The sequence below is a fragment of the Salinivibrio sp. IB868 genome (assembly GCF_001995655.1).
Classification (GTDB): Bacteria; Pseudomonadota; Gammaproteobacteria; order Enterobacterales; family Vibrionaceae; genus Salinivibrio; species Salinivibrio siamensis.
The window spans coordinates 21,132-48,044 of record NZ_MUEW01000002.1 but is presented as its reverse complement, the minus strand read 5'-3'; the positions used below and the strand labels follow the sequence as shown (position 1 = coordinate 48,044).

Here is a 26,913-nt window from a genome sequence, read left to right as displayed (position 1 = left end):
ATCATTAACCCGGCATAATGTTTTGCATAGCTTGTAACTGTGAACGCATTTGCGAGGTGGCTTCTTCCATCGCAGAAAAGCGCTGCATAGTGCGCGACTCTAAGTTTTCCATGCGGCGGTCTAACTCTCGTTGGTCATCACGAAGGCGAAGTTTTTGCTCTGACAATGTGCTTTCACGATTACTGATCGCACCACCCGCGCCGGTAAAGCCGCCAACGACTTGTTCAAGCTGACGCGCAAAGCCATCATTACCACCAAAAAAACCTTCCAATGCGTTAAAGTTTTGACGCAGTTGCCGATCAAGCACCTTGTTGTCGACTTCTAGACGACCGTCCATAGTGGTAGTGACACCAAGCTCGCTCAGGGTTTTCATTCCCTCCGGGGCTTGCTCAATCGGTGACGAGAAAAGATTGCGCAATCGACTGGTTGCCGTTCGAATGACACTTTCCCCCACCAAAGGGCCACCTTGCTGGGTCTCAGGGTCATACTTACTGACCGCTTGCGAGACACGGAAAAACGCATTGTAATTATCGACGAACGACGTAATGGTCGAACGTACAGACTCTCGGTCATGTTCAACGGCGAGTGCCAACGGCTTATCACTGGTTTGCGCGACTTCCAGTGATACGCCTTCGATGGCATTATCAAAGGTGTTCGTGGCACTGGAGACTGATGCGATACCATCAATCAGTATCTTGGCATCTTGTGCAGCTTGCATTTGTGCCATGCCGTTATTAGCTTGTCCCGCTTTGAAGCCTAACTGATGAAGCGCACTCCCCACTTGCGCATCAACACTGACTTCCACCTGATTATCCGCGCCCGTTTTATTGCCATTCAACACCATGCGTGCGCCGCTATCATCTTGGATAAGCGACGCTTGTACACCGGGATTTTTCGGATCGCTATTAATCGCACGCACGATGTCTGCCAAGCTGTCTTTGCCTTGGGGAACATCAATCACGCTGGTGCGATTACCCATGGTAATAGTGAGCTTGCCACTACCTAAAGACGCATCAGCATCAACGCCCGGTGACACAAGCTTGTGTGCACCCGCGAGTTGCTGAACATCGATTTGATAACGACCGGGGATGGCATCTGGCGTCGCGCTGGCGCCAAGTGCGTCTGGATTGCTAACTGATGTGGTTCTCGCCGCAAAACCTTCATTGCGACGAAAATCATACATTTGGGTTTTGAGTTTATCGAGAGATTCTTTTAAGCGGCCAAACGCACTGATGTCGGTTTCGACATCATTCATGCGTTTGACGATACGCTCTTGTTTGGGTGCACGCTCAGCATCCACGATTTTAGTGACCATGGAGTTGATATCCATGCCACCGCCCATGCCTGCTGCCTTAACACTCATAACGACTCTCTCACCTCGTTATACCTTTTCTGTGACAAGCCCTCGCGCGTGTTGCGACAATTGCTTAGCAAGCTCTAACATTTCCTGCTCTGGGATCTGACGGATGATGTCACCACTGTTCATTTCATAAACGGTGATCACACTGCGTCCTGTGTCTTCATCCAAACGAAATGCGAGCCCCTTGTTAAAGTCGGACATAAACTCATCGAGCCGCTCTACCAACTTCTCCAGTTGTTTGCGTTGTAGCTGACGATTTTCCTCAATGCGCTGTGACTGCTCTACACGGCGTTGTTGCATTGACTCTCTCGCCTCACGACGCTCTGCCTGCTGGTGCTGGCTGACCGGATCTGGGCGTACTTTTCCAACTCTTACATCTCTAGCAACCTTTGTGCCATCAGAGTGTACTGAGTGCGGCAGGGATGAATTTGTAACGGATGAAATGTCCATCGTTATTCACCTCCCAAAACGTAGCGGCGGCGATTAGGCCGCCACTCGTGAATGGTTTAACCGAGCAAGCTCAGTGCGGCTTGTGGTGCCTGCTTGGCTTGCGCCAAAATAGAGGTACCAGATTGCTGCAAGATTTGTGACTTGGTCAAGTTGGTTGTTTCTTTGGCAAAGTCAACATCACGGATACGGCTGTTAGAGGCCGAGACGTTTTCATTAACGTTATCCAAGTTGGCAATGGTGTGGCTCAAGCGGTTTTGCTTCGCACCCAATTCCGCACGGTGAGAGTCGATAAACTGCATTGCATTATCAATCATACCCACGGCTTTTTGCGCACCACCCATAGACGAAACATCAACATCTTTAATGGTTTCATCTACTTTGGTACCCATGGCTAGCGATGTTGCCAAGGCGCCGGTGAAGGTAGCATCTGATCCAGCACCGGTTACGATTTGCAGCTCGCCATCTTCAGTCACAGACGCGCTCAGCTTGTCTTGAGATTGACCATTGATGTAAGTAGCGATCTCTTCAATATCATCTCCGCCTTTGGCCGTCACGTTGATAGACGTAGACGTGCCGTCAGCGTTAGTGATATTGATTGCCATGGTGGCACCGGCAGTCGCCGTCCAACCTGCTGATTTTGCGTTAGCCGCCGTAAAGCTTGCCCCACCCATTTCACTGTGGTCTGCACGGATGTTTTTAAACTCCATCATCACAGCTTCACCGGCGTCTGCACCCACTTGGAAAGAGCGCGTACCGAAGGTACCGTTAAGCAGTTTCGCCCCACCAAACGAGGTGGTTTCTGCGATACGGTTCAGTTCGTCTTTCAGCGCAACAACCTCTTCTTGGATTGCAGCACGTTCAGAATCACCGTTGGCACCGTTAGCTGATTGCAGTGACAAGTCACGCATACGTTGCAAGATGTTGCTTGACTCTTCCATCGCACCTTCAGCGGTTTGCGCCATTGAGATGCCGTCATTCGCATTTCGTACAGCCACGCCCAAACCACTGCTTTGTGCCATCAAACGGTTAGAAATCTGAAGGCCTGCCGCGTCGTCTTTAGCACTGTTAATGCGAGAACCGGATGACAAACGCTCCATCGAGTTGTTCAGCGCATCCGTTGAGTTATTCAAATAACGCTGAGCAGTCATCGCAGGGACGTTAGTGTTAACAGTAATAGCCATAACTATTCTCCTTTGGTTCTAGGTCCGGCTTCGCCCAGCTGACCAGGGAAAACCAGTATCAAAATTGTTCACAACCCATTTAGCGGCGCACGTTGAGAAAGCTTTAGCTTTTTTTGTCGGTGCTTGGCGGTGCATTTACACCACTGCCGTAAGGCGCTATGAAGGTTAACGCCCAAAGGAGAAATATCTTTAGCAAGATTTTGCGAAAAAATGGCACAAAAAAAAGCGGCAACCCATTGCCGCTTTTAGTGTGTTGATATGAAGAGAATTATTGCAGAAGGTTCAGTGCCGCTTGTGGCATCTGTTTCGCTTGCGCCAACATGGAGGTGCCCGCCTGCTGCAAGATCTGCCCTTTGGTCATTGCCGTGGTCTCTCGGGCAAAGTCGGTATCGCGGATCCGGCTATTCGATGCCGCCACGTTTTCCTGAATATTCGACAAGTTGCTAATGGTGTGGCTGAGTCGGTTTTGCTTGGCACCCAAGTCCGCACGTTGGCTGTCAATATAGCGCATAGCCGAATCAATCACCCCAACGGCCATTTGCGCGCCACCAACATCCGACACATCGAGGTCGGCGGCGGTGACCAAATCACCATTGCCAGACACCATCCCCAACGAGGTCGCCAGTCCGCCACCAAAGGTCACCGCACCTTCAACTTTGTGCTCTTCGATAAAGACTTGAAGTTGACCCTCTTCATCGACTGAGGCGGTTAACATTTCGCCAGACTGACCATTAATGTAACTGGCCAGCTCCTCGACATCATCACCCGCTTTCGCGGCGATGGCCATGCTCACGTTTTGGCCATCTTTAGTAGTAAACTGCAGCTGCAACGTTGCCGCCGCAGGATCGACTTCCCACCCTGCCGATTTTGGCTGAGTACCCGTGAACTCGACCCCACCCATGCGGAAATCATCAGCGCGAATACTCGATAGTCCCATGATGATCGCCTCACCGGCATCCGCACCAATTTGGAACGAGGCTTCACCAAACGAGCCATTAAGCAATCGACGGCCACCAAACGCCGTGGTTTCAGCAATCCGGTTAAGCTCATCTTTCAGTGCTTCTACCTCTTCTTGGATAGCGACACGCTCAGATTTACCATTGGCACCGTTTGCAGACTGGAGGGAAAGATCCCGCATACGCTGCAAAATGTTGGTCGATTCCTGCATTGCCCCTTCGGCAGTCTGCGCAATAGAAATACCATCATTGGCGTTTCGCATTGCCACATCAAGGCCTCGTGTTTGGGCAACCAAACGGTTAGAGATCTGCAAACCCGCCGCGTCGTCTTTAGCACTGTTAATTCGGCTACCTGACGACAGACGTTCCATTGAATTATTCAACTCATCGGTCGCTTTATTCAGGTAACGCTGCGCAGTCATCGCAGACACGTTGGTGTTAACTGTTACACCCATTTTGCTCTCCTTTGACTTTCGCTTGCTTTGCGAAACAGCCTACCCGCGACGTGTTGCACTGTGTTTGGCGGTGCTGCGGGAACAGCTTGTTAATCAGTTTCAAAATCAGCCCGTTCAAAAACTGGCCGCTTGTTCGAATAAATACAATATGTGTGCCAACTTTTATAAATCATTAAAAATCATAATGTTAAATGCTTTTCGTTGTACTAACAGCCAAAATTGATTCAAAAAACGCTGCCGCTTTTCTGTGCTTGGCGGCAAGGTGCGGCAATGCCTCGCCTAGCTTTTTGCCGTCTATGTGAGCGTTAGCCTGCAAGTTAGCGGCCAACTTCGCTCAACAGCCGGACGCGAGGCATATTTTTTGCTAAATTATTGGCTTATCGATGCTCGCCAGCCTCTTGCGGTAATACGCGAGGCTCTCACGGATAACAGGACGATGTAACCGATGACGCAAGACAATGACGGCCACACTAATATGACGCTGGATGACGCCTTCCAGCTCGGGATTCGTCTTTACCAAGAAGGGAAGAAAACCGACGCGCGGCAAGTGTTCGAGCAAATACTGAGCCACGCACCCGATACCGTGCAAGTGCGGCAAGTGCTGGCCGTATTGGATGCGGAAGCGGGGCAACACGCGCAAGCAATGGCTCACCTTGACCACGCGCTTGAGCATGCCCCTGACGATCTGTCTTTGTTGTTCGATAAGGCACAGTTATTGACGCAACAAGGGCATAATCACGCGGCCATGGAACTTGTTGAGACATTGTTTGCCGCCGCTCCGACGAACCAAGACATCCTTAATTTGCGTGAGCAGTTAACGGCCAAGCTCGGCCTACAGGGAGAAAGTCGTCGAACGCATGCTTTGCGTGACGAGCTCCACCAGCTAAAAAACCAAGGGTTGGCCGATGAAATTAACAAAACCTTGTCAGTGGCGGCTGATTTGGTCGCTGATGGGCATAGTGACCAAGCTGAGCAGCTTTACCAAACCATACTCACGCTGGAGCCGGATTACCCACCGGCGCTGATGGCATTGGCGCAACAAGCATTGGATCAGAAAGCGTTCGGCAAAGCACAACAATTGCTACTACGTGGCAGTGAAAAAGCACAGGCTCATCCAGTTTGGCAACTGCTACTCATCCGCGCAGAAGCCGGACTGGGGGAGTATGCCAGCGCGCGCCAGCGCTGTTTAACGACCTATAAGCAAACGCAAGACACGGCATTTTTACGTCAACTCCTGGTGGTTTATCTCAATGAAGCTAACTGGCTAGAAGCAAGTAAACTGGCCAAACAATGTTTGCGTGATGAACCTGAGCGCGGTGAATTACACTATGCCTATGCCCGTGCGACCTTCGAACTGCTCAAGCAGCACCATCAATTTACCCAAGATAAATTAACCGATTGCTACCAGATCCACCTCAAGGCACTCAATCATGTCAAGGATAAGCAAGCCAATACGTTACAAGCACAACTGGGCGAGCTTGATTGGTATATGGGCGATATTGAGCAAGCACAGCATCGTCTAGAAGCATTGCTATCGGCGCAGCCGGATGATCAGGCACTGCGATTTAACCTGGCGTTTGTCTATCGTACGCAAATGGCCTGGGAGAAATTCTACCAAGCCAATGAAGCTGGGATTGAATGCGGTCGCCGCCTCAAATATCACGGCAACTTACCCCGTTGGGATTTATCTCGGCCAAAAACCGATGCCGTGCTTATCATGCCCGAGCAAGGGGTTGGGGATGAACTGGCTTATTTTCACAATGTTGCCATGGTGGTTGAACGCGCTCGGAAAGTGTATGTCGGCTGTGATCCCCGCTTAGAGCCCCTACTACGCCAAGCTTTCCCCAGCACGGAAATTGTGCCCATTTCTCGTACTGACGGGAAAGACATTTTTGTGCCAGAGCATGTCCTAGCCGATATTGATAGTTGGATTGCCGGTGGCTCGTTGGCGGGCCTGTGCTACCAACACTTTGGGCGCCATTTGTATCACCAAACCTACATTGTCCCAGATGTCGCCGCCGATGCGCCTTGGATCGCCCCGTTAGCCGAGCTACATCAACACGGGCCCGTGTTTGGCGTGTGTTGGCGAAGTGGCCTCGCCGCCGCCACCCGTAATATTCACTATTTGGTCGCGGATGAATTGGCTGGCTGGATAAAAACCATGCGCCAGCTTTGCCCCAATGCCCAGTTTGTCAATTTGCAATATGGCGAGTGTGATAAAGAACTCAGTAAAATTAAGAAACAAACGGGGATCGAGATCGTCTCCTTGCCGGGACTGGATCTTAAAAATGACTTTATGGGGACGGCGCACACAATCAAACAATTGTCTGGTGTGTTTACCGCAGGGACAGCGGTACACAGGCTGACCGTCGCCGTTGGCACCCCATGTTATGTGTTTTTTGCCGGCCATCAGCACAGTGATATGCAAACCCCTGACGCGATGCCGGGGAACCATGAGTACGCGTTCAGTTATCCGCCCATGCTCAAAGATAAGCAACCCCTGCTCGATGCCATGGCACACCGTATGGTGAGTGACCTCTGCCCCTAAAGGATGAGACTGCAAGTCTAAACGGATACAAAACGGGGCCGCTGATGCGACCCCGTTTTTCTCTTATCCTCGGCATCTTGTGGCCACCAAAGGCTTACGCTTTGGGTTAGATATAATTAAACAGCGAGAGATCTTTCGTTTTGGCAAAGGCCTGTTGGGACGCTTGCAGCGCGAGCATGTCCTCGTTCATATCGATGGCCGCCTGGGTATAGTCCAAGTCTTCCATGGTGCCCAGTGAGCGGTTGAGTACCAACTTGAAGTCTTTGTGCATACTTTCTTGCCGATCTAAGGTGGTCAGTCGTGTTCCCACTTCTGAACGAGCCTTGTTCAAATGCTTGAAGGCTGCTGCAAACTGTTCGGTCACTTGGTGGAGTTCTGCTGTGGCAGACGCATCGTCAATATCGGCATAAGACAGCGCGGCACCATTTTTAAACGAATCAAAAACGTTAAAACTGTCTTGCCTTTCAAGATTAATGGTATCACCTGGCTTCATCTCACCCTCGAAAGTCATTTTCAGCGTGTTCCACTCAACGCCGTTTTGAGGATCATAGAGCCCGGCACTGACCTCAGTACCATCTTGCATCAACGAGTAGGTGGTGTCCCCACTCGCATTAACGTCAAAAGACACCGAATAGTTAGAGGTATCCGCATCATTGGTGTTTTCCGCTTTCGCCATCAGCAGTAAAGACCCGTCTTCAAGATCGTATTCAGGCTGATAATCACCAAAAGGGTTATCAATTTCCATAAACAGTTTATCGCCTGGATCAGACGTCGGCACTTCCACCGCTGGGGCTACTTGGGCCGTACGAAAGTAACTATCCCCCGCATAACGCACGTTGCCTTGGCTATCACGATAAAAAGGCTGCGTACTGGTTTGGGTACCAGAAAACAAGAAATTGCCTGACTCATCCTTGGTGTTCACCAAGTCCATAAAGTTATCAAACATCCCTTGCAAATCTTGCCGATGCGCGGTGCGGTCTTCCACCGATAACGAGCCGTTGATCATCGCCATCACTTTGCGTTTCGCGCCGTCCATGAGCTGTTCGGACTCATCAATCGCGATTTCTTCGCGAGTTTGTCGGTTTCGCGCTAACGTTATCGAGTCAATAAATTGGTCAATCTGCTCATCTTGCTGGCGAAAGTTTTGAATGTAGATAGACGACACCGGATCATCACCGGATGTAATAACACGTTTCCCCGTCGCCATCTGCTCTTGGTTATCCTGCACCTTCACATTCTGACGCATAATGTCGTTGGAGACCGACTGGTAATTGTGAAAGCTGGCAATACGACTAATCATACTGTCCTACCTTATCGCGTTGCATTGAGCAGAGAGTCAAATGTTTCGTTAGCGGCGGTCATAATCCGTGACGCCGCCATGTACGCGCGCTGAAACTTCATCATATTGGCCGCTTCTTCATCTAGGTTCACCCCAGACACTTCCGCCACACGACTTTCTGCGGCATCGTGTTCAACCATACTCACATCTTGCAGACGCTCATAAGAGGCTTTTTGTACCCCAAGATCGGTACTTAGTCCCTCATAGACATCGAGCACCGTCGAGCGACCGTTATCCATTAGTTTTTCCGTTTGCAGCTCCTGCATACGGATAAGATTACTATTGTCACCATCAGCCGGGATAAGGCTGATAGCCAGCACATCATCCGGTGCCGCTTTATCGTTGATCTCAATGATGGTGCCATTGACATCAACCGGCCCACCCGGTGGGTAGGCCTGTGGCGCGACCAAGACTTGCCCCTTAGGGTCGGTCACCGCAAATTGGCTACCATCGGGGGAGATCCGCACTTGAAACTCTTTTTGTCCACCGGCTTGTAGAATTCGTACATCACCGTCGCCATGGCTCACCGAGCTTGCACTGACATAACTTTGCGCCGCGATATCTGCCGGATCTTCCATGGTCACACGCATTTGCCCTGCTGCTGAGCGAGCGGGACGAATCAATACGCGTTCATTGGCCGCCAAGCCGGCATCCACTTGCACTCGCATTCCGTCAACATTAAAACTAGGCGGGGTGCCACTCGGTGTTACCGTCGATTGCTTTCCATCCGGTGATGTCAGGGTATATTGGGTGCCATCAAATTTCAGTTGATAATCGCCCCGTTTGAGCTGCTGAAGATCATCGATATAGACTTTTAAGTCAGCGGTAGAGTCGCCGTTTTGGATCACTCGGGCGCTGGCAATACGGTCATTGTTAAAGTCAGTGAAAATATTCTTTCCCACTTCCCCATTCAGATCAAAACCCTGACTCTGTAAGTCATTGAGAGATTGAGAGAAGCCAATGGCCATCCGACCTAATTCGTCTCGCGCTTGTCCTAAGGTATCATCACGATATTCAAACAATGCCCCGAGTTTGCCGCGGATGTCTTGATTAGAAATCGCTTTCACTGTCTTCCCTTCCACCAACGCCAAACGACGCTCTTGATGGTCAGGCTTACCCGGCAAGGTGGTCAATTCACTGCTATTCATGCCAGACACCAACATATGGCCACTGCCGATAATCACGTTGAATAGCCCATCTTCTCGCGCGTTTACGCTCACTTGGGTATATTCAGAGAGCTCTCGGATCAGCTTGTCATGCCGGTCTAGCAAGTCATTGGCTTCGGCGGGCGTTTTCAGTATGGCTTTATGCACATCCACCAACTCTTGACCAATGTCATTCATTCGTTTGACGGTGGCATCAATTTGCGAGGACGTATCAATTGATTGCTGCTGCAACACACCATAAACATCGTTCATACCAGAAGCGACCATACGCGCTTTCTCGAGCACGACTTTACGAGCGCCCATGTCGCTGGGGCTATCTGCCAGCCCTTTGACCGCCCCATAAAATTCGTTCATATTCTCGGGTATTTTTTTGGCCGAATGCGCCATCATATCGTCAAGCCGCCCAAGCTGTTCATTGCGGGCAGCAGCATGAGAAAGGTTTGACGTCGAGACATTTAACTCGTTGACCGCAAACTTGTCATAGTTGCGGCGTATTGCCGCGGCATGGACACCGGTGCCGTAGTTATTGCCGCCCCAAAACTGGACATCATTGGTTTTTTGCTCAACCGACTGACGACTATATCCCTCCGTATTCACGTTAGAGATATTGTGACCTGTTGTATTCAGCTGTCGCTGCGCAGTCAGTACGCCTTGCGACCCAAGGGAAAGCAGGTCCAAGCCCATTGTGCCTCCAAATAACCCGGCAATTAAAACGAGATACTAGGGGTTAAGCAAAAATTGAGCCAAGGAGTGAATTTGAGTTATTGTCTAATTAAAACAATGCATTAAGGAGTTCAAGAGTACAATTGAAGCAAGATGAAGTAAAAACGGCAAGCTCTTGCCTGCCGCCGCCTTAGTCCATCATGCCACGCACTTGGTCGAGCACACGAATGACTTTATCGGCATATTCCGGATCGGTGGCATATCCGGCTTGATGAAGCGCCCGAATAAACTGTTCAGGTTGCGCAGATTGCGATAAAGCTTGCTCATAGCGCGGGTTGTCACGCAAAAATGAGACGAAATCGTCAAAACTCTCTTGATAGGAGGGGTACGACCGAAAGCTTGCCGTTTCTTTGACCGGGATCCCGTCATACACTTCCAGGGTTTGTGTGGCGACTTTATCGCCTCCCCAACGTTGATCCGCTTTTATATTAAACAAGTTATGACTGTTATCGCGGGCATTGGCGATAACCTTTTTCCCCCAACCGGTTTCTAGTGCTGCTTGAGCAAGAATAATCGCCGGATCCGTGCCTAACGCGCGAGCCGCGCGACGAGCATGCGGTGCCAGCGTGTTCACAAAGGAATCAGGCGAATCGAAGCCTTCTGAACGTTGGGGCGTAGGGGGACTGGCGACTGGCGGCGCGATAGACTGACTATCGAGCGCCGCAATCGCTTTTTCTGCTGCCTCTCGACTACGGTTTTGATCCAACGGCAAAGATTGCGCCGACGCGCGAGCCGCTTCATTCATATCTGGCTGGCTGTCGCCTTGCGCTTTGCCTAATTGTTCAACAATCATATCCGCGAGGCCCAGTGAGCCCTCTCGGCTTAGTTCACTGGCCATTTGTTCATCGGCCATCTGCTCATAAAACTTCGAGGTACGATCGTCGATTAAGTCAGACTCAAACGCCTCATTGGCATCACGCATTGACTTGAACAGCATCTGGGTAAATAAGGACTCGAACTGCTCGGCGGCTGAACGCAACGCCGCTTGCTCATCCCCTTCTTCCCCTTTCACGGCTTGGCGACGTAGTGAGTCGAGCTGGCTTATATCGTGTACAAATTGACTATCAACAGGAGATTTCATGCGTTGCCCTATATCACTATCAATTGGCCATCAATGGCCCCAGCTTGTTTCAGCGCTTGCAGAATCGCCATGAGATCGGAGGGGGCAGCACCAACGCCATTCACGGCGCGGACTAAGTCGTCTAATGTCACGCCAGGTTTAAAGTGGAACATCCGCCCTTGCTCTTCCTCAACATTGATCTCGGTATCAGGCGTGACCACAGCTTCACCGCCACCTAATGGATTAGGCTGATCAACATTGAAGTCTTCTTGGATCGAGACCGTCATGCCGCCATGGGTGATCGCCGCAGGGCGAAGGCGCACATTTTGCCCGACCACAATCGTGCCAGTGCGAGAATTAACGATTATTTTCGCTGCCGCATCACCCGGCTGAAACTCAATATTTTCAACCGTTGATAAGAAAGCCACACGCTGGCTAACATCACGCGGCGCTCTGACTCTCACTGAGGTTGCATCCATAGCTGATGCGGTTGACGGACCAAGAAAGCGATTAACCGCATCCGCCATACGCTGTGCGGTAGTAAAGTCGGATTGGAATAAGTTGAAAGTCAGGTAATCACCACGACCAAAAGGATTAGGAACTTCCCGCTCAACGGACGCGCCATTAGTGATCCGTCCAACGGTTGGGGTGTTGCCCACCAACTGAGAGCCATCAGCACCGGTGGCGCTAAAACCGCCTACAATCAAGTTTCCTTGTGCGGTCGCATAGACATTACCATCCAAGCCTTTGAGAAAAGTTTGTAACAAGGTGCCACCACGTAAGCTCTCTGCCGAACCAATCGACGACACGGTAACGTCAAGTTTTTGACCTTGTTTTGCAAACGCGGGCAAGTCAGCGGTGACGGCAACGGCGGCAATGTTAGCTGATTGAGGATTGATATCTGGCGGCAATTGGATGCCAAAGTTTTCCAGCATCGACTTAAAGCTTTGATCGGTAAAGGGCGTGCTTTCACCTGTACCGGGTAACCCCACCACCAAGCCATAGCCGGTTAGGGTGTTACTGCGTACCCCTGCGACCTCCGCCACATCTTTGATGCGTGCGGCGAGGCTTGGCATCGCCACCATCAGCAAGACTATCGATAACAACCACTTTTTCACGTCAACTCTCCGACACATTGTAGGGCTACAAGGTGACATTAAAGAATCGTGCCAACCAGCCTTGCTCTTGGGTATCTTGTCGCTCACCTGTCCCTGAATACTGAATTCTAGCGTTGGAAATACGGGTCGAAGCAATGGTGTTGTCAGGGCCAATATCGGCCGGGCGAATTGTACCGCTGAGGCGGATATATTCATCCCCTGAATTCAAGGTAAGCCACTTTTCACCGCGTACCATCAAATTCCCATTCGCGAGTACATCCACCACCTGTACAGAGATAGAGCCTTGCAGGCTGTTGCTCTGATCCGCCGAGGTGGAGCCGGTTACCGAGTTGTCGTTACTGACCTCGTACGACAGTGTTCGCTCGCCAATGGTGATCTCCTCACCGCCTAGTGATAAGGGATCCATACTGAGATCATTGGATTTAGCCAAGTCAGAACTGGCACTTTTTTGCGCTTGGGTGTTTTCTTCCAGCATCACGGTCACAATGTCACCCAGACTACGTGGTTTTGAACCATCGTACAGGTCACGCTGGTCATTCACGTTGAATAAGGATCCTGTCGCCGTGGCGTAATGCTCGGGCGCTTGTTGCGGCCGGATTGGCGACCACGCAGGATCATCCGCTTTGGGGTCTTCACGTTGACGCAATAAGCCAATCAAGCCTTCGCTGTCCGGTGTGGTGTCCCCTTCGACCGCGTCGGTGGTCGAGGTCGCTTGGTCAAGATCACTGCCTGTGTCTTGTTGCCCCGGCAATGAACAGCCACCTAGCCCCAACAAGGTGGCAAGGAAAAGGCCTGGGATTAATATACGTTGCACCGTCATCATTGCCTCCTTAACCCTTATTACAGCTGCTGATTGACGTAGCTGAGCATCTGGTCGACCGACGAGATCACTTTGGAGTTCATTTCGTAGACGCGCTGAGCCTCAATCATATTCACCAGCTCTTCGGTGACATTCACGTTAGAGGTTTCCAGCATCGATTGCTTCACTTCACCGAACCCATCGAGTCCAGGCACCCCCTCTTGAGGATCACCACTCGCACCAGTGGGCAGGTAAATATTCTGGCCGATAGGCTCCAACCCACCTGGGTTAATAAAATCAACCGTGGTTATTTGCCCGAGTACTTGGTTCTCTTGTTGACCACGTAATCGCACAGACACTTCACCATCCGTTCCGACCGTAATTTGTACCGCGTCTTCAGGAACAGTAATTTCTGGCTCTAGCGTATAGCCCGCACCTGATGTCACTATCGTGCCTTCGTCATTCAGGGTAAATTGGCCGTTACGCTGATAGCCAATGTTGCCATCAGGCAGTAATACTTGGAAAAAGCCATCCCCTTCAATCATCATATCAAGGGCATTGTCTGTGGTTTGCACATTACCATTGGTGTGCACGCGCTGAGTGGCCACCACTTTTGAACCAGCACCGAGCATCAATCCACTGGGCAACTCAGTGTTCTGTGAGGATTGCCCACCTGGTTGGTTGATGTTCTGGTAGAAGAGATCTTCAAACACCGCGCGTGATTTTTTAAACCCGACCGTGGATGCGTTGGCTAGGTTATTCGAAATCGTCGAGATATTGGTCTGCTGCGCATCAAGTCCGGTTTTACTGACCCATAATGCTGGATGCATAATTACTTCCTCTTAATAAACCTTAGCCAAGCCGTAATAACGATGAAGACGACTCGTCCATTTTTTCCGCGGTTTTCATTAACTTCACTTGCATTTCAAAATGACGTTGCAAGTCGATTAACCCAGTCATCTCACCCACAGCGTTGACATTACTGCCTTCTAACGCGCCCGTTTGCAACGTCACACCCGCATCGGCCGGAAACACAGTGCCGGGCTCTTTGGGTTTGAACACGCCGTCTTTGTCTTTAAAGAGATCTTGATTATCTGGGCGAACCAGTTTGATTCTATCCACCACTTCCATCGCATCAGCTGGCGCACCTTGGGGGAGTACAGAGACACCGCCGTCTTTGCCCACTTCAATTTTGGCTGCAGGGAGGGGAATAAATATCGGGCCCCCACTCTCTCCGACAATGAGGTTACCATTACTGTTTTGGAGTAAGCCGGTTTGATCCACTTTGAGATGGCCCGCACGGGTATAGCCTTCTTGCCCTTGGCTATCTAGCACTGACATCCAGCCTTCACCTTGCACCGCCACATCGAGGTTTCGGCCAGTGGTGATCGTCGAGCCTTGTTCAAAGCTATATCCAGGTCGCTCAGTCATGTTAAACACACGGCTGGGTAGTCCTTCACCATAGGCCTGCATGGAGCGAGATTGCTCTAAATCTGCTCGAAAGCCTGTGGTGCTGACATTGGCCAGGTTATTGGCGCGCAGTTGCATGGCCTGCATATCTTGCTTTGCGCCACTCATGGCTAGGTATAACGAGCGATCCATAATTGGTTGCCTCCACAATCGTTCTACAGAGAAGAAAGCAAAGAGCGTGCCAGTAATTTTAATCGTTTAGTATCAGTACGTTAACGGGGGTAGTGTGGTTAAAAAGAAAGAAAAAAGGGGGAGAATGGAAAAGCCTTGCCGCCCTATGACTAAGCGGCAAGGCGTATCATCGCTAGCGGATCTGTAGGATATTTTGTTGCATCTGGTTGCTCACTTCCAAGGCACGCGAGTTCGCTTGGAAATTTCGCTGCGCGGTGATCAAATCAACCAACTCTTGGGTCATATCGATATTGGACTGTTCGATCGTGCCACTTTTTACCTGCCCGAAGGCGCCTTGCATGGCTTCACCAAAAATGGGGTCACCCGAGTCTTGCGTCACATCCCATTGCGTATTGCCCACTTGTGCCAAGCCTTGCTGGTTGGCAACACGCACCATCGCCACTCGTCCTAGCGCGACATTTTCACCGTTACTGTATGTCGCCATGATAGTGCCTTTAGGATCAATGTCGACTTTGGTGAGATACCCCGTGGTTGCGCCATCATCGGTGAATTTTCGCATCTCAAACGGTGCCGCATACTGGGTCGGATTATCGAAGTTGAGCGTAAGCTGCTGATCACCATTCGCGCCGTTCATTTCCAATCCCGCCCCCGCAGGCCCTAGGGCATCGGTCACGATCGGGTTACCACCATTGATATTGTTCACTGAGCCATCAGAGTTAAAGTCGATGGTGTGGCCAACCTGTCCAGCGGCATTGGTTGAATTACCCCCTTGGATATTCACCGGCTTCTCGCCTTCAGGATCTGTCATGGTGTAGTACACTGACCAGCTGTTCGGGTTCGCCGGATCGTTGCCTTTTACATAGTACGTCGACAACTTATATGGCTGACCGAGGGAGTCATAGACTGTGGCAGAGGTTTGCTTATTGTAAGTTTCTGGATCTTCAAAATTGAACTGCGCGGGATCTTTCTCTTCCCCGCCGGCAGGCAAGTTCAAGCCAATATCAACATTTTGTGACGCACGAGGCTGGCCAAACTGATCCGGGACGTTGAGCGACTGCGGCTCATACGACGAAACCTGCTGAGTATCAGGGTCGACATTATAACCGAGCAGATACTGGCCTTCAGAGTTGATAATGTCGTTATTTTTATCAAGGTGGAAGGCACCGTTGCGCGTTAAGTGGTAATCGTTGTTTTGCAGCTTGTCATTTGACACGCCGAAAAAACCATTACCGCTAATCCGCAAATCAAGCGGGTTGTTGGTGTAGATACTCGAGCCTTCGTGGAACTGCTGTGCCACGGTCGACGTTTGTACACCGGTCCCGTTCGTGGTCTTCGAATTAGAGAAGATGGAGGTTGAGTAGACATCACCAAACTCAGCACGTGACTCCTTAAAGCCATACGTATTGGCATTCGAGATGTTGTTACTGGTGGTGTTCATGTCTTTCTGGGCCGCACCAAGGCCACTTAACGCAATATTAAAACCCATTGCTTTTCACTCCTAATAAATCGGTTAGCCTTTCGTCACATTTCCGACGTCGGCATTACCGACCTCTAGCACTTCAGCAAGCTTAAACGGTGAGGAGAAGCCGGCAAGATTTAGCATCACGTTGCCATCGCCATTCCCCAGCAAGACACTGTTTACATTGGCATAGGTCGACACATCAAACTCTTGAGTTTGGCCATCAACCAAGCCGCTAACTTTGAGCTTATAGGTCCCTTCCGGCATAGGATTGCCGTTATCGTCGAGCCCATCCCATTCCACACGGTGATCGCCCGGCGGTTTGGCACCCATACTGAACGTTCGTAATAGCTGTCCTTGTTCGTTTTCAACTCGGACACTGACGTTATCGAGCGCACGCGGCAACTTCACCATACCAGCCACACCGCCAGTCTCTCCTTTAACACCTGTCGATCCAGGCACAAGGACATCACGTCCGACCAAGGATGACGCTTGCAATGCTTGGTTGGAAGTAATCGACTCGTTGAACGTATCAAACTGATTGTTCATTTTGCCGATGCCTTCTACCGTCGCAAAAGACGCCATCTGCGAGATCATCTTGTCATTATCGACAGGTTTGAACGGATCCTGTTGTGACAGCTGTTTGGTGAGCAGAGAAAGAAAGTCTTCTTGCTTGAGTGCCTGTTTGCCTGTTGTACTATCTTGGCTCTCTTGCAGTTTTTTCTCTTGCTGCGCCTTTAGCTGGTCAATGTAGGACAGTCCGTTACTCGAACCTGTACCGTCGATTCCGGCCATCTTCGCCTCCTACATTACTGCCCCATCTGAAGCGTACGCATCAGCATTTGTTTACTGGCATCGGCAACCTGCACGTTGGTCTGGTAGGCCCGCGATGCCGAAATCATGTTCGCCATTTCTTCCATGACATTGACGTTCGGTTTGAAGATATACCCTTCTTCATTCGACATTGGATGATCAGGGTTATATTCCGCCCGTAATGGCTTTTGGCTTTCCACAATACCGTCAATGTTGACCGGCACACTTTCCCCTTGCTGTTTGAAGCGGTTAAGCTCCGCAGAGAAAATCGGATGCCGAGCTCGATACGTTTCTTCCGCAGAACTGCTCACCGAGTTGGCATTGGCCAGGTTGCTTGATGTGGTGTTCAATCGTACTGACTCGGCACTCATCGCCGATCCCGACACGTTAAAAATATTAAACAAACTCATCGATTATTTCCCATTCAATGCCTTCTTCATGTTCTTGAACTTAGAGCCAAGAAAGTCCAGTGAGGCTTGGTATTCTAGTGCGTTCTGCATGAACAAATTCTTTTCTAATTGCGCATCAACCGTGTTGCCATCGCCAGTGTCTGGTTGCGTGGGGATACGGTATTTCTTTTCCCCCATCACCTGGCTAGAGGCAGCAATGTGCCGCTCATTGGTGCGGCTTAGGCCAATACTTGCCTCGGATGTTGCCGCTTTTAAGGCGCGTTGAAAGTCGATGTCTTGCGCCTTGTAACCTGGCGTGTTGGCATTCGCAATGTTGCTAGACAGGGTTTCTGCCCGCTTGCCTCTAACGCCAACTGTGTGCTGGTGCACACCAAGTGCATTGTCAAATGTGATCGCCATGGACAACCTCCGAGTTCTTACTGCATGTAATAAAGCAAACAGGGTGCCAAGTTTTCAACAAGGCCTTGTTTTTGTCTTCAGTTCAGGTGGGACGCGGGGTGAGAGACAGGAATGTCTATCGATAAAAAGTGAGAGAGCGGCAGAGAGATGTAAAAAGCGGCAAACCATGTGCCGCTTTGCCGCCTGCTATTTAAGCTTATAGATAATGCCGGGGTTACAGCGGATCATTTCAAACTTGTCGGTTAACCCCGTGAGTGACTCCGACGCGCCCAAGATCAAGTAACCGCCAGGATTCAATGCCCCCGCCATCTGATTCAACACTTTGGCTTTCATATCTGGTGAAAAGTAGATCAGTACATTACGACAAAAAATGATGTCGAACTTGCCTAACAGACTATAGCTTTCCATCAAGTTTTGCGGGCGGAACGTCACCATGCGCTTGATATTTTCTTTCACCCGCATTTTGCCATCTCCCACGTCCTCGAAAAAGGTACGTCGACGTTCCGGCGACAGTCCGCGTCCCAGTGCCAAGTTGTCGTATATCCCCTGGCGACACGCCTCCAGCATGGATGTCGATATATCAGTCGCGGTGATACTCACGCTTCCAAGCATGCCAGGTTTGCGTTGCTGGGTTTCCGCCACTGTCATGGCAATGGAGTAGGGCTCCTGCCCTGAGGAGCTTGCTGAAGACCAGATTTTTATCGGCTTACGAGATTTGGCTAGCTCGGGTAACAAACGATGTGCCAGCACTTCATACGGATAAGTATCGCGAAACCATAAGGTTTCATTGGTGGTCATCGCATCTATCGCAGCGACTGCCAGCTCGCGATTACGTCCAGTGGTGACTGACTTTATCAACTCTGACAGCGACCCCAAGCCAAATTTATTCACCAGCGGGCTCAAGCGGCTACGTACCAGGTACTGCTTGCTATCTCCCAGTACGATCCCACACTTGGCTTCGAGATGTTTGCAAAAGTCTCGATATTCTTGGTCACTGATTGCTACATTTGTCATTAATTAACTCAATCGCTCTGGTTGGGTTACGACTTAACCGCCTCGAGTACGGCAGAGCCCAATTCATCAGGGTCAAACTTCGCAATAAACGAGTTAGCCCCGACACGCTGAACCATGGCCTCGTTAAATACCCCACTCAATGATGAATGCAATACTACATGAAGATCCTTGAGACTCGAATCTTTTCTAATCTCGGTTGTGAGGGTATACCCATCCATTTCAGGCATTTCGATATCGGATATCACCAAGGCAAGTTGACTGTAGATGCTTCCCTCGGCGGCCATTTCTTTCAGTTTTTCTAACGCTTCTTTGCCATCTTGTACCAAGATAACGTCATACCCGACGCTTTCAACCGCGCGCTTCACCTGACGGCGTGCGACGCTGGAGTCATCGGCCACTAACACTTGGCTAGGCGCACTTTCTTCCCGCTCTTGCCGTTTCGAGAGTACTTCCTCACTCACATCTTCATTCACGGGCGCGATTTCATTGAGAATTTTTTCAACGTCGAGCACTTCCACCAACTCGTTATCAATTTCGGTGACCGCGGTGAGGTAGTGCGATCGCCCTGTCCCTTGCGGGGGAGGAAGAATTTTTTCCCAGTTCATATTGACGATACGCTCGACCGAGCCGACTAAAAAGCCCTGCATGGAACGGTTAAACTCGGCAATAATCACAAAGCGGTTCTCTGGATCGGGAATAGCTGGCCCGCCAGTTGCTAGGCTCATGTCGATGACAGAGACGGTTTGACCGCGGATGTGGGCCACTCCTTTCACCAAAGGATGCAAATTTGCCATTGCGGTGAGCCGTGGGCACTGCAACACTTCTTTGACTTTAAAAACATTAATGCCAAAGCGCTGTTTTCTCATCAGGCGGAAAGTCAACAGCTCTAACCGGTTTTGTCCTACCAGCTGTGTACGCTGGTTGACCGAATCAAGAACACCACCTGTCATAAGATAAACTCCATATTGCCCCGTTTTTTTTGTAGAGTAGCATGGTAATCATAGTGGGTAATCACATGACTCTCGAGAAAAGAAGGGATTTTTTTTCTTAACGTCCGCTACTGATGGATTGAACTATGTCCAAGATATTACGTTTATTTATCGTCGTTTGGCTTACAAGCTTTAGCCTAAGTATAGCTGCTGCGACAGTAAGTCAAATTGAAGCGGTGCAAGAAGCCGCGGAGGCGCATGTCGCCGGTATTATTTCGCTGCCTGAAAATGGCGAACTCAACATCGCGGCGGGGAACCTTGATTCGCGCATGCGCCTAACCGATTGCCCCGTGCCACTCGATACCAAAGTGCCAGGCCGTCAACAGATTAATACCTCGGTCACCGTAATGGTGTCTTGTGATCGAGACAACTGGCAAGTGTATATTCCGGTTAAAATCGAGTTGATGACCCCCTCGGTTGTCGCAAAGCGACCACTCAATCGTGGCATGACTATTGCTTCGAATGATCTAGCCGTTCAAATGGTAAATAGTCGGTTTCAACGCGGGCATACCTATACACAACCCGCGCGTTTAATTGGCTCTAAAGTCAAACGAACCGTGGGAATAGGTGAACCGATCAGCAGTAACGATGTCTGCGCCGTGTGTCGAAATGATGACGTTTTGATCACTGCGCAAGGAAACGGACTGAACATTGTTGCAAAAGGCACGGCATTAAGTGATGGCGCTCTAGGTGAGCAAATAAAAGTGAAGAACAATAAATCTAACCGGATTGTCGATGCTACAATCTCAGCGGTCGGCGAAGTAACGGTTAATTTCTAACTTTTTACGTCACAATGCTAAAGTAACAGCAAGGTGTGCCGATATGCTGAGCAACGGACTCAAAAAGCGACTGACAGTAAGGCGATGTTATGGCGAGTATTGACCAACTACGTGGTAATCAGCAACCCCTGACCACAACTCGTAATACGAGTAACCAGACCAAAACACAAGAAACGCAAAGCGGCTCAGTCCGTGAACAGCAAGGGGTAAAACCCCAAGACGACGCTGTTTCGCTCAGCCAACAAAGCCAAGTGATCGATAAAATGAATCAGAAAATGGCATCTGAGCCCTACTTTGATAGCGCCAAGGTTGATCAAATCAAGCAAGCGATATCAAACGGCTCTTACAAAGTAGATCCTGATAAGCTCGCCGCAAACATGATGCGTTTCGAGAACGATCTCAACGACAGCTAAGCTGATTGGAGTGGTTATGACCCCTACTGCGCCTTTAACAACCTTGGTTGAACAGCAACTCGAGCGAGTCCAAGCGCTACAAAGCGTGCTCGAGCAAGAAGCCGGTGTCATTGCCAGCCGCTCCTCCGAAGATATCGAAGCAATAGCCAAGCAAAAACAGTCGCTTATCAACGAAATTCAACGTAATGATGCGCAAATTAGCCGTCATCCAGAACGCGATTTACTTAACCATGATGAAACGTTAAGTGAACACGTGAATGCCATTCAAGCCACCCTCTCAGCCTGCAAACAGCAAAATGAAACCAATGGCATCGCGCTTCAGCGCGCGAGTCTGAGTATTCATCGCCTGCGCAACCTGTTCCAAGAAAGCGGTGGTAAGTCAGAATTGACCTATAATCAAGACGGCAATGCGTCGGGGAGAAAAACCCTAGGCACTAACGTTAAAGCATAACGTCTTTCCTACGAACAACGACCACGCTCCAAGCCACCACACCGGCCACCTATTTGTCTCGCTTTTCTTGCCTATCTTATCGGCGCACGATCGTCTGCCTGTTTTTTGTCGACTCTGGCTTGCTCCCTAAGATGGCCTAACGCGCTATCGCGCCACGATGGTGCCTGACTCAAGCACAAAAAAAGCGAGCATAGTGCTCGCTCTCCGTCTAAAGGCATACGTCGTTTTTACACCCTGCCTGCTTAAGTGCCAAGATGTTGGCGTCATCCTTCTCATTTGATCAAAGCAAGACGCCCTAGTGGCTAGAAAATAATATTATTGTTATTCGGTACAGGCTGCGATTCGCCATAGCGTTTCATTTTCTGCATGGTATCGAGATCGAGTTCGAGTTCAGTGACGTAACTGTCACCCACTTTATAACTGGCCACCACTTCTGCGCCGCGAATAATACCATCCACCGCGCCCTGGGTCGTGTCGCGGCCTAAACTTTGATCATCAACGCGTGCACGGCTGCTAACCCGCAAGCCATATACTTGTTCACTCAATTCTTTGTACGCATCCACTTTAGAGGCGCGCATGGCCCGGGTTTCTTTTTCTTCTTGGGTTGCGCCTTGTTGTGCACTAATTGATGCCATTCCCACCGCCGAGATGATGTTTTCTTCTTTCATCTTGGTTAATGGCTGACAGGCCGACAGCATCAGCAAGATTGCGATGACAAATCCGTGTTTCGTAAACATTTATCTACCTTACTCTTTCCTGTACTAAGGTTTTAGCACCACTGTCTCTCGCTTCACGCGGTTTTGATCGTCTCGAATAATCACGCCATCGCGTTTGCGAACCTTGTATAAACTATCAATATCACGCCCAATACGATCGGCCGGCAAGAAACCTTGCGCCGAGGCAACCACCACGCGAGATTCCATACCGATTACCCGGGCATTAACCAATACCCCGCCGCCTTGACGCAACATAGTCCCCGTCAATACATAATCGATTTGTTGTTCAGGGTTAAGCTCTTTCCAGTCTCGGCTAATGGTAAAATCACCATCTTCCGTCACCCGAATCGCGCCCGTCGATTTAAAGTCAATCACCGTAAAGCCGCGGCGCTGCATTTGATAAATCAGTCCCTCGGTGACGGTATTACCTAACCAGTTGGTCTCATCCATTTTTTGCAAATCAACAAACGAGGTGACCGCCAAGGGCGTTCGCGCTGTCAAATACGCATTGGTGGCTAACAGCTCATCGGCCATACTGTTTAGAAAGTAATCAAGCGTGTGACGTGGCCGCTGCTTAAGGAAAAACTCACTGCCCGAATACGGCTCTTTGCCGTTATAAATTGGCGTGTAAGCACAGCCTGTTACCAATAGCGCTACTATCGCCACTATCCACTTTTTCATCGTATCATGCTCCGCGCTCAGTCATCGATGTGAGACAAGTGTGTCATTAAGGGTATCGGTTGATTTGATGAAACCTTTACCTTTGATTGCTGGCTCTATTTAGGTACACAACTTGCATCAGCGTCTTTGCGTCATCTTTTTGGTAGGGCTTAACCCTACGCACTAATAGATTGAAAGCAATTTCCATACCCACTAAGTGAGATCTTGACTATGAAAACCCTTTTGGCGCGGTTAACGCTCATTGTCAGCCTGAGTGTCGCTCCTTGGACACACGCGGCGTGGTATGAAGTATCGGCCAGTTCCCCCATACTCGAAAGCCAGCAAGCCGCCCGTGTTCGGGCACTTGAAGCCGCGACCTTTGATGCTATGCGCTTTGCCGGTGCCGATGTAGGCAGCTTGCAGCAACTCAAGCGTTTTTACTCGCAAGCTAAACCTGGTTATCAGTTTAGCGGCAATGCGGTACGCGAGGTACAAGTGTTAGAAGAAGGCACTCAAGGCGGCAATTATGTTGTCAATCTGCGCTTAGATATCTATCCATCGGCAAACGCTTGCCACAAAACCCAGTATAGAAAAGGCATGGTATTAACACGTTTTCCGATTGTTTCACCCCAACAAGCCGCGTTAGGGGGCATTTATCAATTTGGCGATGACTTTTCGGTACTCCTCAACCGTGAGATAAAACAACACGCACAGAGCTTTGTCGGGCGTGGTATCGCCAATGTTGATGTCTCTCCTAATGCGCCCCGCACGGTGGCCATGTTAGCTGAAGACAAAGACGCGCAGTTTGTGATCACCGGCGCAATCACTGATCTGTCTGCCACGACGGACGCCAGTGGCTTTGGTGAGGCACAAAATAACCGCCAATTGGCCGTCAATGTCCAGGCAATGGACAGTGAGAGTGGTGAAGTCATATTTCAACGCCGCTATCGCGATGTTGCCCAATGGCCGTTTGAACGCCATAGCCAAGTCGATACCCAGACCGCGCGCTTTTGGCAATCTCCTTATGGGCAAATGGCACGCCGAATGAGTCGAAATATATTGTTAGACTTGGAGTCATCACTGTCTTGTCGCGCCAGTAAGCCAGAAATCGTCGCCCTCAAAGACAATATTGCACAAATAAATGTCGGGCGTATCAATGGGGTTAAACAAGGCGATCAACTGAACCTGTGGCACATTGCCTCGTTCACCGATGATTTAGGTATCGTACGTACTCAACGCCGAAAAAGCGGCATCACACTGACCGTTGCACGCGTTTATGAAAGCAGCGCGGAAGCCGTGGTTCAGCCCAATAATCTCAGCGGCAGCATACAAATCGGCGACATAGTGACCAAAGGGGTAAATTAAATGAAAACAGGCGCTTAAATCGCGCCTGTTTTTACGTATAATGTCGGACACGCTCTCATAGCTCAACAGGATAGAGCAGTCGCCTCCTAAGCGATCGATCGGGGTTCGAGTCCCTGTGGGAGCGCCATTCCTTTCTGTATGGCTAAAACCAAGTCAAGGCCTGTGTATAGGTTGCCAGTAGCCAGAGGCTGGCCATCGCCATCACACCAGCGACAATATCATCCAGCATGATCCCTAAGCCACCGTGAACATGTTTATCCAGCCAGCTTATCGGCCATGGCTTAACCATATCGAAGAGGCGGAATAACACAAAGCCTGCTAAAACGGTTTGCCAGTCGGTGGTAGGCACCAACGCCATTGTCAGCCAAAAACCAACAAACTCATCCCAAACAATCGCTCCATGATCATGCACTTGCATGTCTTTCGATGCCCGACCACAGATAGCAATGCCCGCTAAGCTACCGACAATAATCGCCAACCACAGTGCAAGCGTTCCCCCAACGTTCACCAGCACCAGGTAGAATGGCACCGCAAACAAGGTACCGACGGTCCCCGGCACTATCGGTGATAAGCCACTGCCAAAGCCAAGTGCCAATAGATGATATGGATTGGTCAAGGATAAACGATGCTTAGGATCTGTCACGACGTGGCTCCTTAAAATGATCCCATCCAGACAGCACCCAATCGAGAGGCTGACTGTCTGCCACAAGTTCAAGGCGGTGGTTGCCGGTTATTTGCCCGATGCATTGCACATTGACTCCGCTGTGCTTAAGCGTCGTATCTAGCATCCCCCGATACATTTCCGGTACCGTAAAACAAAGCTCGTACTCCTCGCCACTGGTGAGGGCGAGTTTTTGTGCCTGCTCAGTATCGCCGATCTCCGCTAACAAAGACTCAGAAAGCGGCAGTTGCGTCACATCAACTTTTGCACCGACACCACTAGCGGTGAGGATGTGGGTTAAGTCTGCGTGTAAACCATCAGAAATATCAATCGCCGCTGACGCGATACCTCGCAATGCCTGTCCAGCGGTCACTCGTGGCTGAGCCCGATAATGACGATTGATCAATGTGGTTGCGCGGGCCTTATCAACCACTGGCTTGCCGAGAATATAATCGAGCCCCGCTTGGCTCTCACCCAGTGTGCCGGTCACAAAAAGCCAGTCTCCCGGCTTGGCGCCCGCACGAGTCAGCGCCTGCCCTTTAGGAACATGACCATGTAAGGTAATGGTGATGCTTTTGGGCCCACGCGTGGTATCGCCGCCAATGAGTTGGACGTGGAAATGCTCGGCAAGGGCGGTAAAGCCTTGGCAAAACCCTGCCACCCAAGCATCATCGGGATCTGGTAATGTGAGCGCCAGAGAACACCACGCTGGCATTGCGCCCATTGCAGCCAAATCGCTTAAGTTAGAGGCTAACGCTTTATGCGCCACATCAGAGGCACTCGCAGTCGGAAGAAAATGGGTGCCCTCCACCAGCGTATCTGTGGTCACCACTAACTGACAGCCTTCAGGGACCTCGACCAACGCACAGTCATCACCAATACCTAAAGCGACATCACGACGCTTGACCGGCTGACGAGCGAAGTAGTCGCGAATCAAATCAAATTCGTTGCGTGTCATAACTCGTATGTGTTGGATAAGAATAATAAAAAGGCCAGCAGTGCTGGCCTAGTCAGGAAGGGATTAGCGCAGCCGAGGGTACGCTTTATCCAAGACGCCATTAACAAACTTATGGCTGTCTTCTGCGCCAAAGCGTTTGGCCAGTTCCACGGCCTCATTGATAACCACTTTGTAGGGGACATCGTCGCACTTGATCAGCTCATACATCGCAAGGCGTAGTAAGGCGTGCTCCATATCATCTAAATCCTGCAAAGGACGGGATAGGTACGGGCGCATCTTACTATCAAGCTCTTGATGGCTAAGCGCTACACCGCTAAACAGATTACGAAAATAAGCAACATCCGTTTCTGGTTCACGTAGAAGCGGCTCTGTTTTCTGATGCTCGTCTTCTTCTTCGTATTTATCTGCGGCAAGAAACGCGGCTTCAATATCAGCGACATTGCCTTGCGCTAGCTGCCATGAATAGATGGCTTGCAATGCAAACTGACGTGCATTACGTCGTGCGGCTGGTTTCACTTTAACCCCCATTTAGGATTCAATTTGGGACAGAACATTCACCATTTCAAGCGCGCTCAGTGCAGCCTCTGCCCCTTTGTTACCAGCCTTGGTACCTGCGCGTTCGATCGCTTGCTCAATGGTGTCTACCGTCAGCACACCAAATGCGACTGGGGTTTCAAACTCCAGTGCAACTTGTGCTAACCCTTTATTACATTCTCCGGCGACATAGTCAAAATGCGGTGTGCCACCACGGATCACCGATCCGAGTGCCACAATCGCGTCATAGCGACCGCTCTTGGCGAGCTTTTGGGTCACCACAGGCAACTCGTAGGCACCTGGGCAACGCACCACGGTGATATTATCGTCGTTGACTTGGCCTTGGCGCTTCAGTGCGTCAACCGCACCATCCAGCAAACTCTCGTTGATAAAGCTATTAAAGCGAGAGATAACAATAGCAACCTGCGCGTTGGGCGCGGCAAATGCCCCTTCGATTACGTTCATGAGCCTTCCTGTGACTTGCTTTCCGGAATGAGAAACCGCGCGATTCTACCACATTTTTATCCGATGGCAC

At 50.3% G+C, this 26,913-nt stretch carries 28 protein-coding genes and 1 tRNA gene; 6 read left to right on the top strand and 23 right to left on the bottom strand.

Annotated elements, in window-relative coordinates; translation table 11 throughout:
- Nucleotides 1-4: 4 nt before the first annotated feature.
- The 4 genes from fliD to BZG20_RS02245 all read right to left on the bottom strand — a co-directional run bounded on the left by fliD (nucleotide 5) and on the right by BZG20_RS02245 (nucleotide 4,402).
- On the bottom strand, nucleotides 5-1,363 hold the full coding sequence (gene fliD, locus BZG20_RS02260) for a flagellar filament capping protein FliD (RefSeq protein ID WP_046074954.1): 1,359 nt from the start codon (nucleotides 1,361-1,363) through the stop codon (nucleotides 5-7).
- 18 nt (nucleotides 1,364-1,381) lie between these two features.
- Nucleotides 1,382-1,810: a flagellar protein FlaG gene (locus BZG20_RS02255; RefSeq protein WP_046074955.1), complete on the bottom strand. Its 429-nt coding sequence runs from the start codon at nucleotides 1,808-1,810 to the stop codon at nucleotides 1,382-1,384.
- A gap of 56 nt (nucleotides 1,811-1,866) precedes the next feature.
- Nucleotides 1,867-2,991, bottom strand: a complete 1,125-nt coding sequence (locus tag BZG20_RS02250) for a flagellin (RefSeq protein ID WP_077578001.1) — start codon at nucleotides 2,989-2,991, stop codon at nucleotides 1,867-1,869.
- 268 nt (nucleotides 2,992-3,259) lie between these two features.
- Nucleotides 3,260-4,402, bottom strand: a complete 1,143-nt coding sequence (locus tag BZG20_RS02245) for a flagellin (RefSeq protein ID WP_046074957.1) — start codon at nucleotides 4,400-4,402, stop codon at nucleotides 3,260-3,262.
- Between the two features lie 445 nt (nucleotides 4,403-4,847).
- On the opposite strand from BZG20_RS02245, the gene BZG20_RS02240 reads away from it, so the two are divergent.
- On the top strand, nucleotides 4,848-6,950 hold the full coding sequence (locus BZG20_RS02240; protein ID WP_077578000.1) for a tetratricopeptide repeat protein: 2,103 nt from the start codon (nucleotides 4,848-4,850) through the stop codon (nucleotides 6,948-6,950).
- 106 nt (nucleotides 6,951-7,056) lie between these two features.
- Here BZG20_RS02240 and flgL read toward each other — a convergent pair whose 3' ends face one another.
- From flgL to BZG20_RS02175, 13 genes are all read right to left on the bottom strand, one after another.
- The gene (gene flgL, locus BZG20_RS02235; protein ID WP_046074959.1) at nucleotides 7,057-8,250 is read right to left on the bottom strand and encodes a flagellar hook-associated protein FlgL; all 1,194 of its coding nucleotides are present in this window, start codon (nucleotides 8,248-8,250) and stop codon (nucleotides 7,057-7,059) included.
- An 11-nt stretch (nucleotides 8,251-8,261) separates the two neighbouring features.
- Nucleotides 8,262-10,139 (bottom strand): flagellar hook-associated protein FlgK, encoded by a 1,878-nt coding sequence (gene flgK, locus BZG20_RS02230; protein WP_077577999.1) that lies wholly within the window; start codon nucleotides 10,137-10,139, stop codon nucleotides 8,262-8,264.
- 169 nt (nucleotides 10,140-10,308) lie between these two features.
- Nucleotides 10,309-11,259 (bottom strand): flagellar assembly peptidoglycan hydrolase FlgJ, encoded by a 951-nt coding sequence (flgJ, locus tag BZG20_RS02225; protein WP_077577998.1) that lies wholly within the window; start codon nucleotides 11,257-11,259, stop codon nucleotides 10,309-10,311.
- Between the two features lie 8 nt (nucleotides 11,260-11,267).
- On the bottom strand, nucleotides 11,268-12,356 hold the full coding sequence (locus BZG20_RS02220) for a flagellar basal body P-ring protein FlgI (protein ID WP_046074962.1): 1,089 nt from the start codon (nucleotides 12,354-12,356) through the stop codon (nucleotides 11,268-11,270).
- Nucleotides 12,357-12,381: 25 nt separating this feature from the next.
- Nucleotides 12,382-13,176, bottom strand: a complete 795-nt coding sequence (locus BZG20_RS02215; RefSeq protein WP_101494468.1) for a flagellar basal body L-ring protein FlgH — start codon at nucleotides 13,174-13,176, stop codon at nucleotides 12,382-12,384.
- A gap of 20 nt (nucleotides 13,177-13,196) precedes the next feature.
- Nucleotides 13,197-13,985, bottom strand: a complete 789-nt coding sequence (gene flgG / locus BZG20_RS02210; RefSeq protein ID WP_046074963.1) for a flagellar basal-body rod protein FlgG — start codon at nucleotides 13,983-13,985, stop codon at nucleotides 13,197-13,199.
- Nucleotides 13,986-14,007: 22 nt separating this feature from the next.
- On the bottom strand, nucleotides 14,008-14,757 hold the full coding sequence (flgF, locus tag BZG20_RS02205; protein WP_046074964.1) for a flagellar basal-body rod protein FlgF: 750 nt from the start codon (nucleotides 14,755-14,757) through the stop codon (nucleotides 14,008-14,010).
- 172 nt (nucleotides 14,758-14,929) lie between these two features.
- Entirely contained in the window at nucleotides 14,930-16,243 is a 1,314-nt protein-coding gene (flgE, locus tag BZG20_RS02200; protein WP_046074965.1) for a flagellar hook protein FlgE, read from the bottom strand.
- Nucleotides 16,244-16,267: 24 nt separating this feature from the next.
- A complete protein-coding gene (flgD, locus tag BZG20_RS02195; protein WP_046074966.1) occupies nucleotides 16,268-17,011 on the bottom strand; it encodes a flagellar hook assembly protein FlgD in 744 nt (247 codons plus the stop codon).
- Between the two features lie 14 nt (nucleotides 17,012-17,025).
- Nucleotides 17,026-17,439 (bottom strand): flagellar basal body rod protein FlgC, encoded by a 414-nt coding sequence (gene flgC / locus BZG20_RS02190; RefSeq protein ID WP_046074967.1) that lies wholly within the window; start codon nucleotides 17,437-17,439, stop codon nucleotides 17,026-17,028.
- A gap of 3 nt (nucleotides 17,440-17,442) precedes the next feature.
- Complete coding sequence (gene flgB, locus BZG20_RS02185) at nucleotides 17,443-17,838, bottom strand: flagellar basal body rod protein FlgB (protein WP_046074968.1); 396 nt, start codon at nucleotides 17,836-17,838, stop codon at nucleotides 17,443-17,445.
- Between the two features lie 186 nt (nucleotides 17,839-18,024).
- A complete protein-coding gene (locus BZG20_RS02180) occupies nucleotides 18,025-18,852 on the bottom strand; it encodes a protein-glutamate O-methyltransferase (RefSeq protein WP_046074969.1) in 828 nt (275 codons plus the stop codon).
- Between the two features lie 26 nt (nucleotides 18,853-18,878).
- On the bottom strand, nucleotides 18,879-19,802 hold the full coding sequence (locus BZG20_RS02175; RefSeq protein WP_046074970.1) for a chemotaxis protein CheV: 924 nt from the start codon (nucleotides 19,800-19,802) through the stop codon (nucleotides 18,879-18,881).
- A gap of 125 nt (nucleotides 19,803-19,927) precedes the next feature.
- Here BZG20_RS02175 and flgA point away from each other — a divergent pair, with 125 nt between their 5' ends.
- The 3 genes from flgA (at nucleotide 19,928) to BZG20_RS02160 (ending at nucleotide 21,484) form a co-directional block, all read left to right on the top strand.
- Nucleotides 19,928-20,620: a flagellar basal body P-ring formation chaperone FlgA gene (gene flgA / locus BZG20_RS02170; protein ID WP_077577997.1), complete on the top strand. Its 693-nt coding sequence runs from the start codon at nucleotides 19,928-19,930 to the stop codon at nucleotides 20,618-20,620.
- An 89-nt stretch (nucleotides 20,621-20,709) separates the two neighbouring features.
- Nucleotides 20,710-21,033 carry a flagellar biosynthesis anti-sigma factor FlgM gene (gene flgM / locus BZG20_RS02165; protein ID WP_046074972.1) on the top strand — a complete coding sequence of 108 codons (324 nt, stop codon included), beginning with the start codon at nucleotides 20,710-20,712 and terminating at the stop codon, nucleotides 21,031-21,033.
- A gap of 16 nt (nucleotides 21,034-21,049) precedes the next feature.
- A complete protein-coding gene (locus BZG20_RS02160) occupies nucleotides 21,050-21,484 on the top strand; it encodes a flagellar protein FlgN (RefSeq protein ID WP_046074973.1) in 435 nt (144 codons plus the stop codon).
- Between the two features lie 302 nt (nucleotides 21,485-21,786).
- Here BZG20_RS02160 and BZG20_RS02155 read toward each other — a convergent pair whose 3' ends face one another.
- Together BZG20_RS02155 and BZG20_RS02150 are read right to left on the bottom strand one after the other, a co-directional pair.
- The gene (locus tag BZG20_RS02155; protein WP_046074974.1) at nucleotides 21,787-22,221 is read right to left on the bottom strand and encodes an LPP20 family lipoprotein; all 435 of its coding nucleotides are present in this window, start codon (nucleotides 22,219-22,221) and stop codon (nucleotides 21,787-21,789) included.
- 24 nt (nucleotides 22,222-22,245) lie between these two features.
- Nucleotides 22,246-22,881 (bottom strand): FlgO family outer membrane protein, encoded by a 636-nt coding sequence (locus BZG20_RS02150; RefSeq protein ID WP_046074975.1) that lies wholly within the window; start codon nucleotides 22,879-22,881, stop codon nucleotides 22,246-22,248.
- A gap of 210 nt (nucleotides 22,882-23,091) precedes the next feature.
- Here BZG20_RS02150 and BZG20_RS02145 point away from each other — a divergent pair, with 210 nt between their 5' ends.
- Nucleotides 23,092-24,225 carry a flagella assembly protein FlgT gene (locus tag BZG20_RS02145; protein ID WP_077577996.1) on the top strand — a complete coding sequence of 378 codons (1,134 nt, stop codon included), beginning with the start codon at nucleotides 23,092-23,094 and terminating at the stop codon, nucleotides 24,223-24,225.
- Between the two features lie 51 nt (nucleotides 24,226-24,276).
- Nucleotides 24,277-24,352: transfer RNA gene (locus BZG20_RS02140), tRNA-Arg, on the top strand.
- A 15-nt stretch (nucleotides 24,353-24,367) separates the two neighbouring features.
- Here BZG20_RS02140 and pgpA read toward each other — a convergent pair.
- From pgpA to ribE, 4 genes are all read right to left on the bottom strand, one after another.
- Nucleotides 24,368-24,868: a phosphatidylglycerophosphatase A gene (pgpA, locus tag BZG20_RS02135; protein WP_046074977.1), complete on the bottom strand. Its 501-nt coding sequence runs from the start codon at nucleotides 24,866-24,868 to the stop codon at nucleotides 24,368-24,370.
- A complete protein-coding gene (gene thiL / locus BZG20_RS02130) occupies nucleotides 24,855-25,844 on the bottom strand; it encodes a thiamine-phosphate kinase (RefSeq protein WP_077577995.1) in 990 nt (329 codons plus the stop codon). Before thiL ends, pgpA begins: the two co-directional genes overlap by 14 nt.
- A 63-nt stretch (nucleotides 25,845-25,907) precedes the next feature.
- Nucleotides 25,908-26,372, bottom strand: a complete 465-nt coding sequence (gene nusB / locus BZG20_RS02125) for a transcription antitermination factor NusB (RefSeq protein WP_069363225.1) — start codon at nucleotides 26,370-26,372, stop codon at nucleotides 25,908-25,910.
- On the bottom strand, nucleotides 26,373-26,843 hold the full coding sequence (ribE, locus tag BZG20_RS02120) for a 6,7-dimethyl-8-ribityllumazine synthase (RefSeq protein ID WP_046074980.1): 471 nt from the start codon (nucleotides 26,841-26,843) through the stop codon (nucleotides 26,373-26,375).
- Between the last annotated feature and the right edge of the window lie 70 nt (nucleotides 26,844-26,913).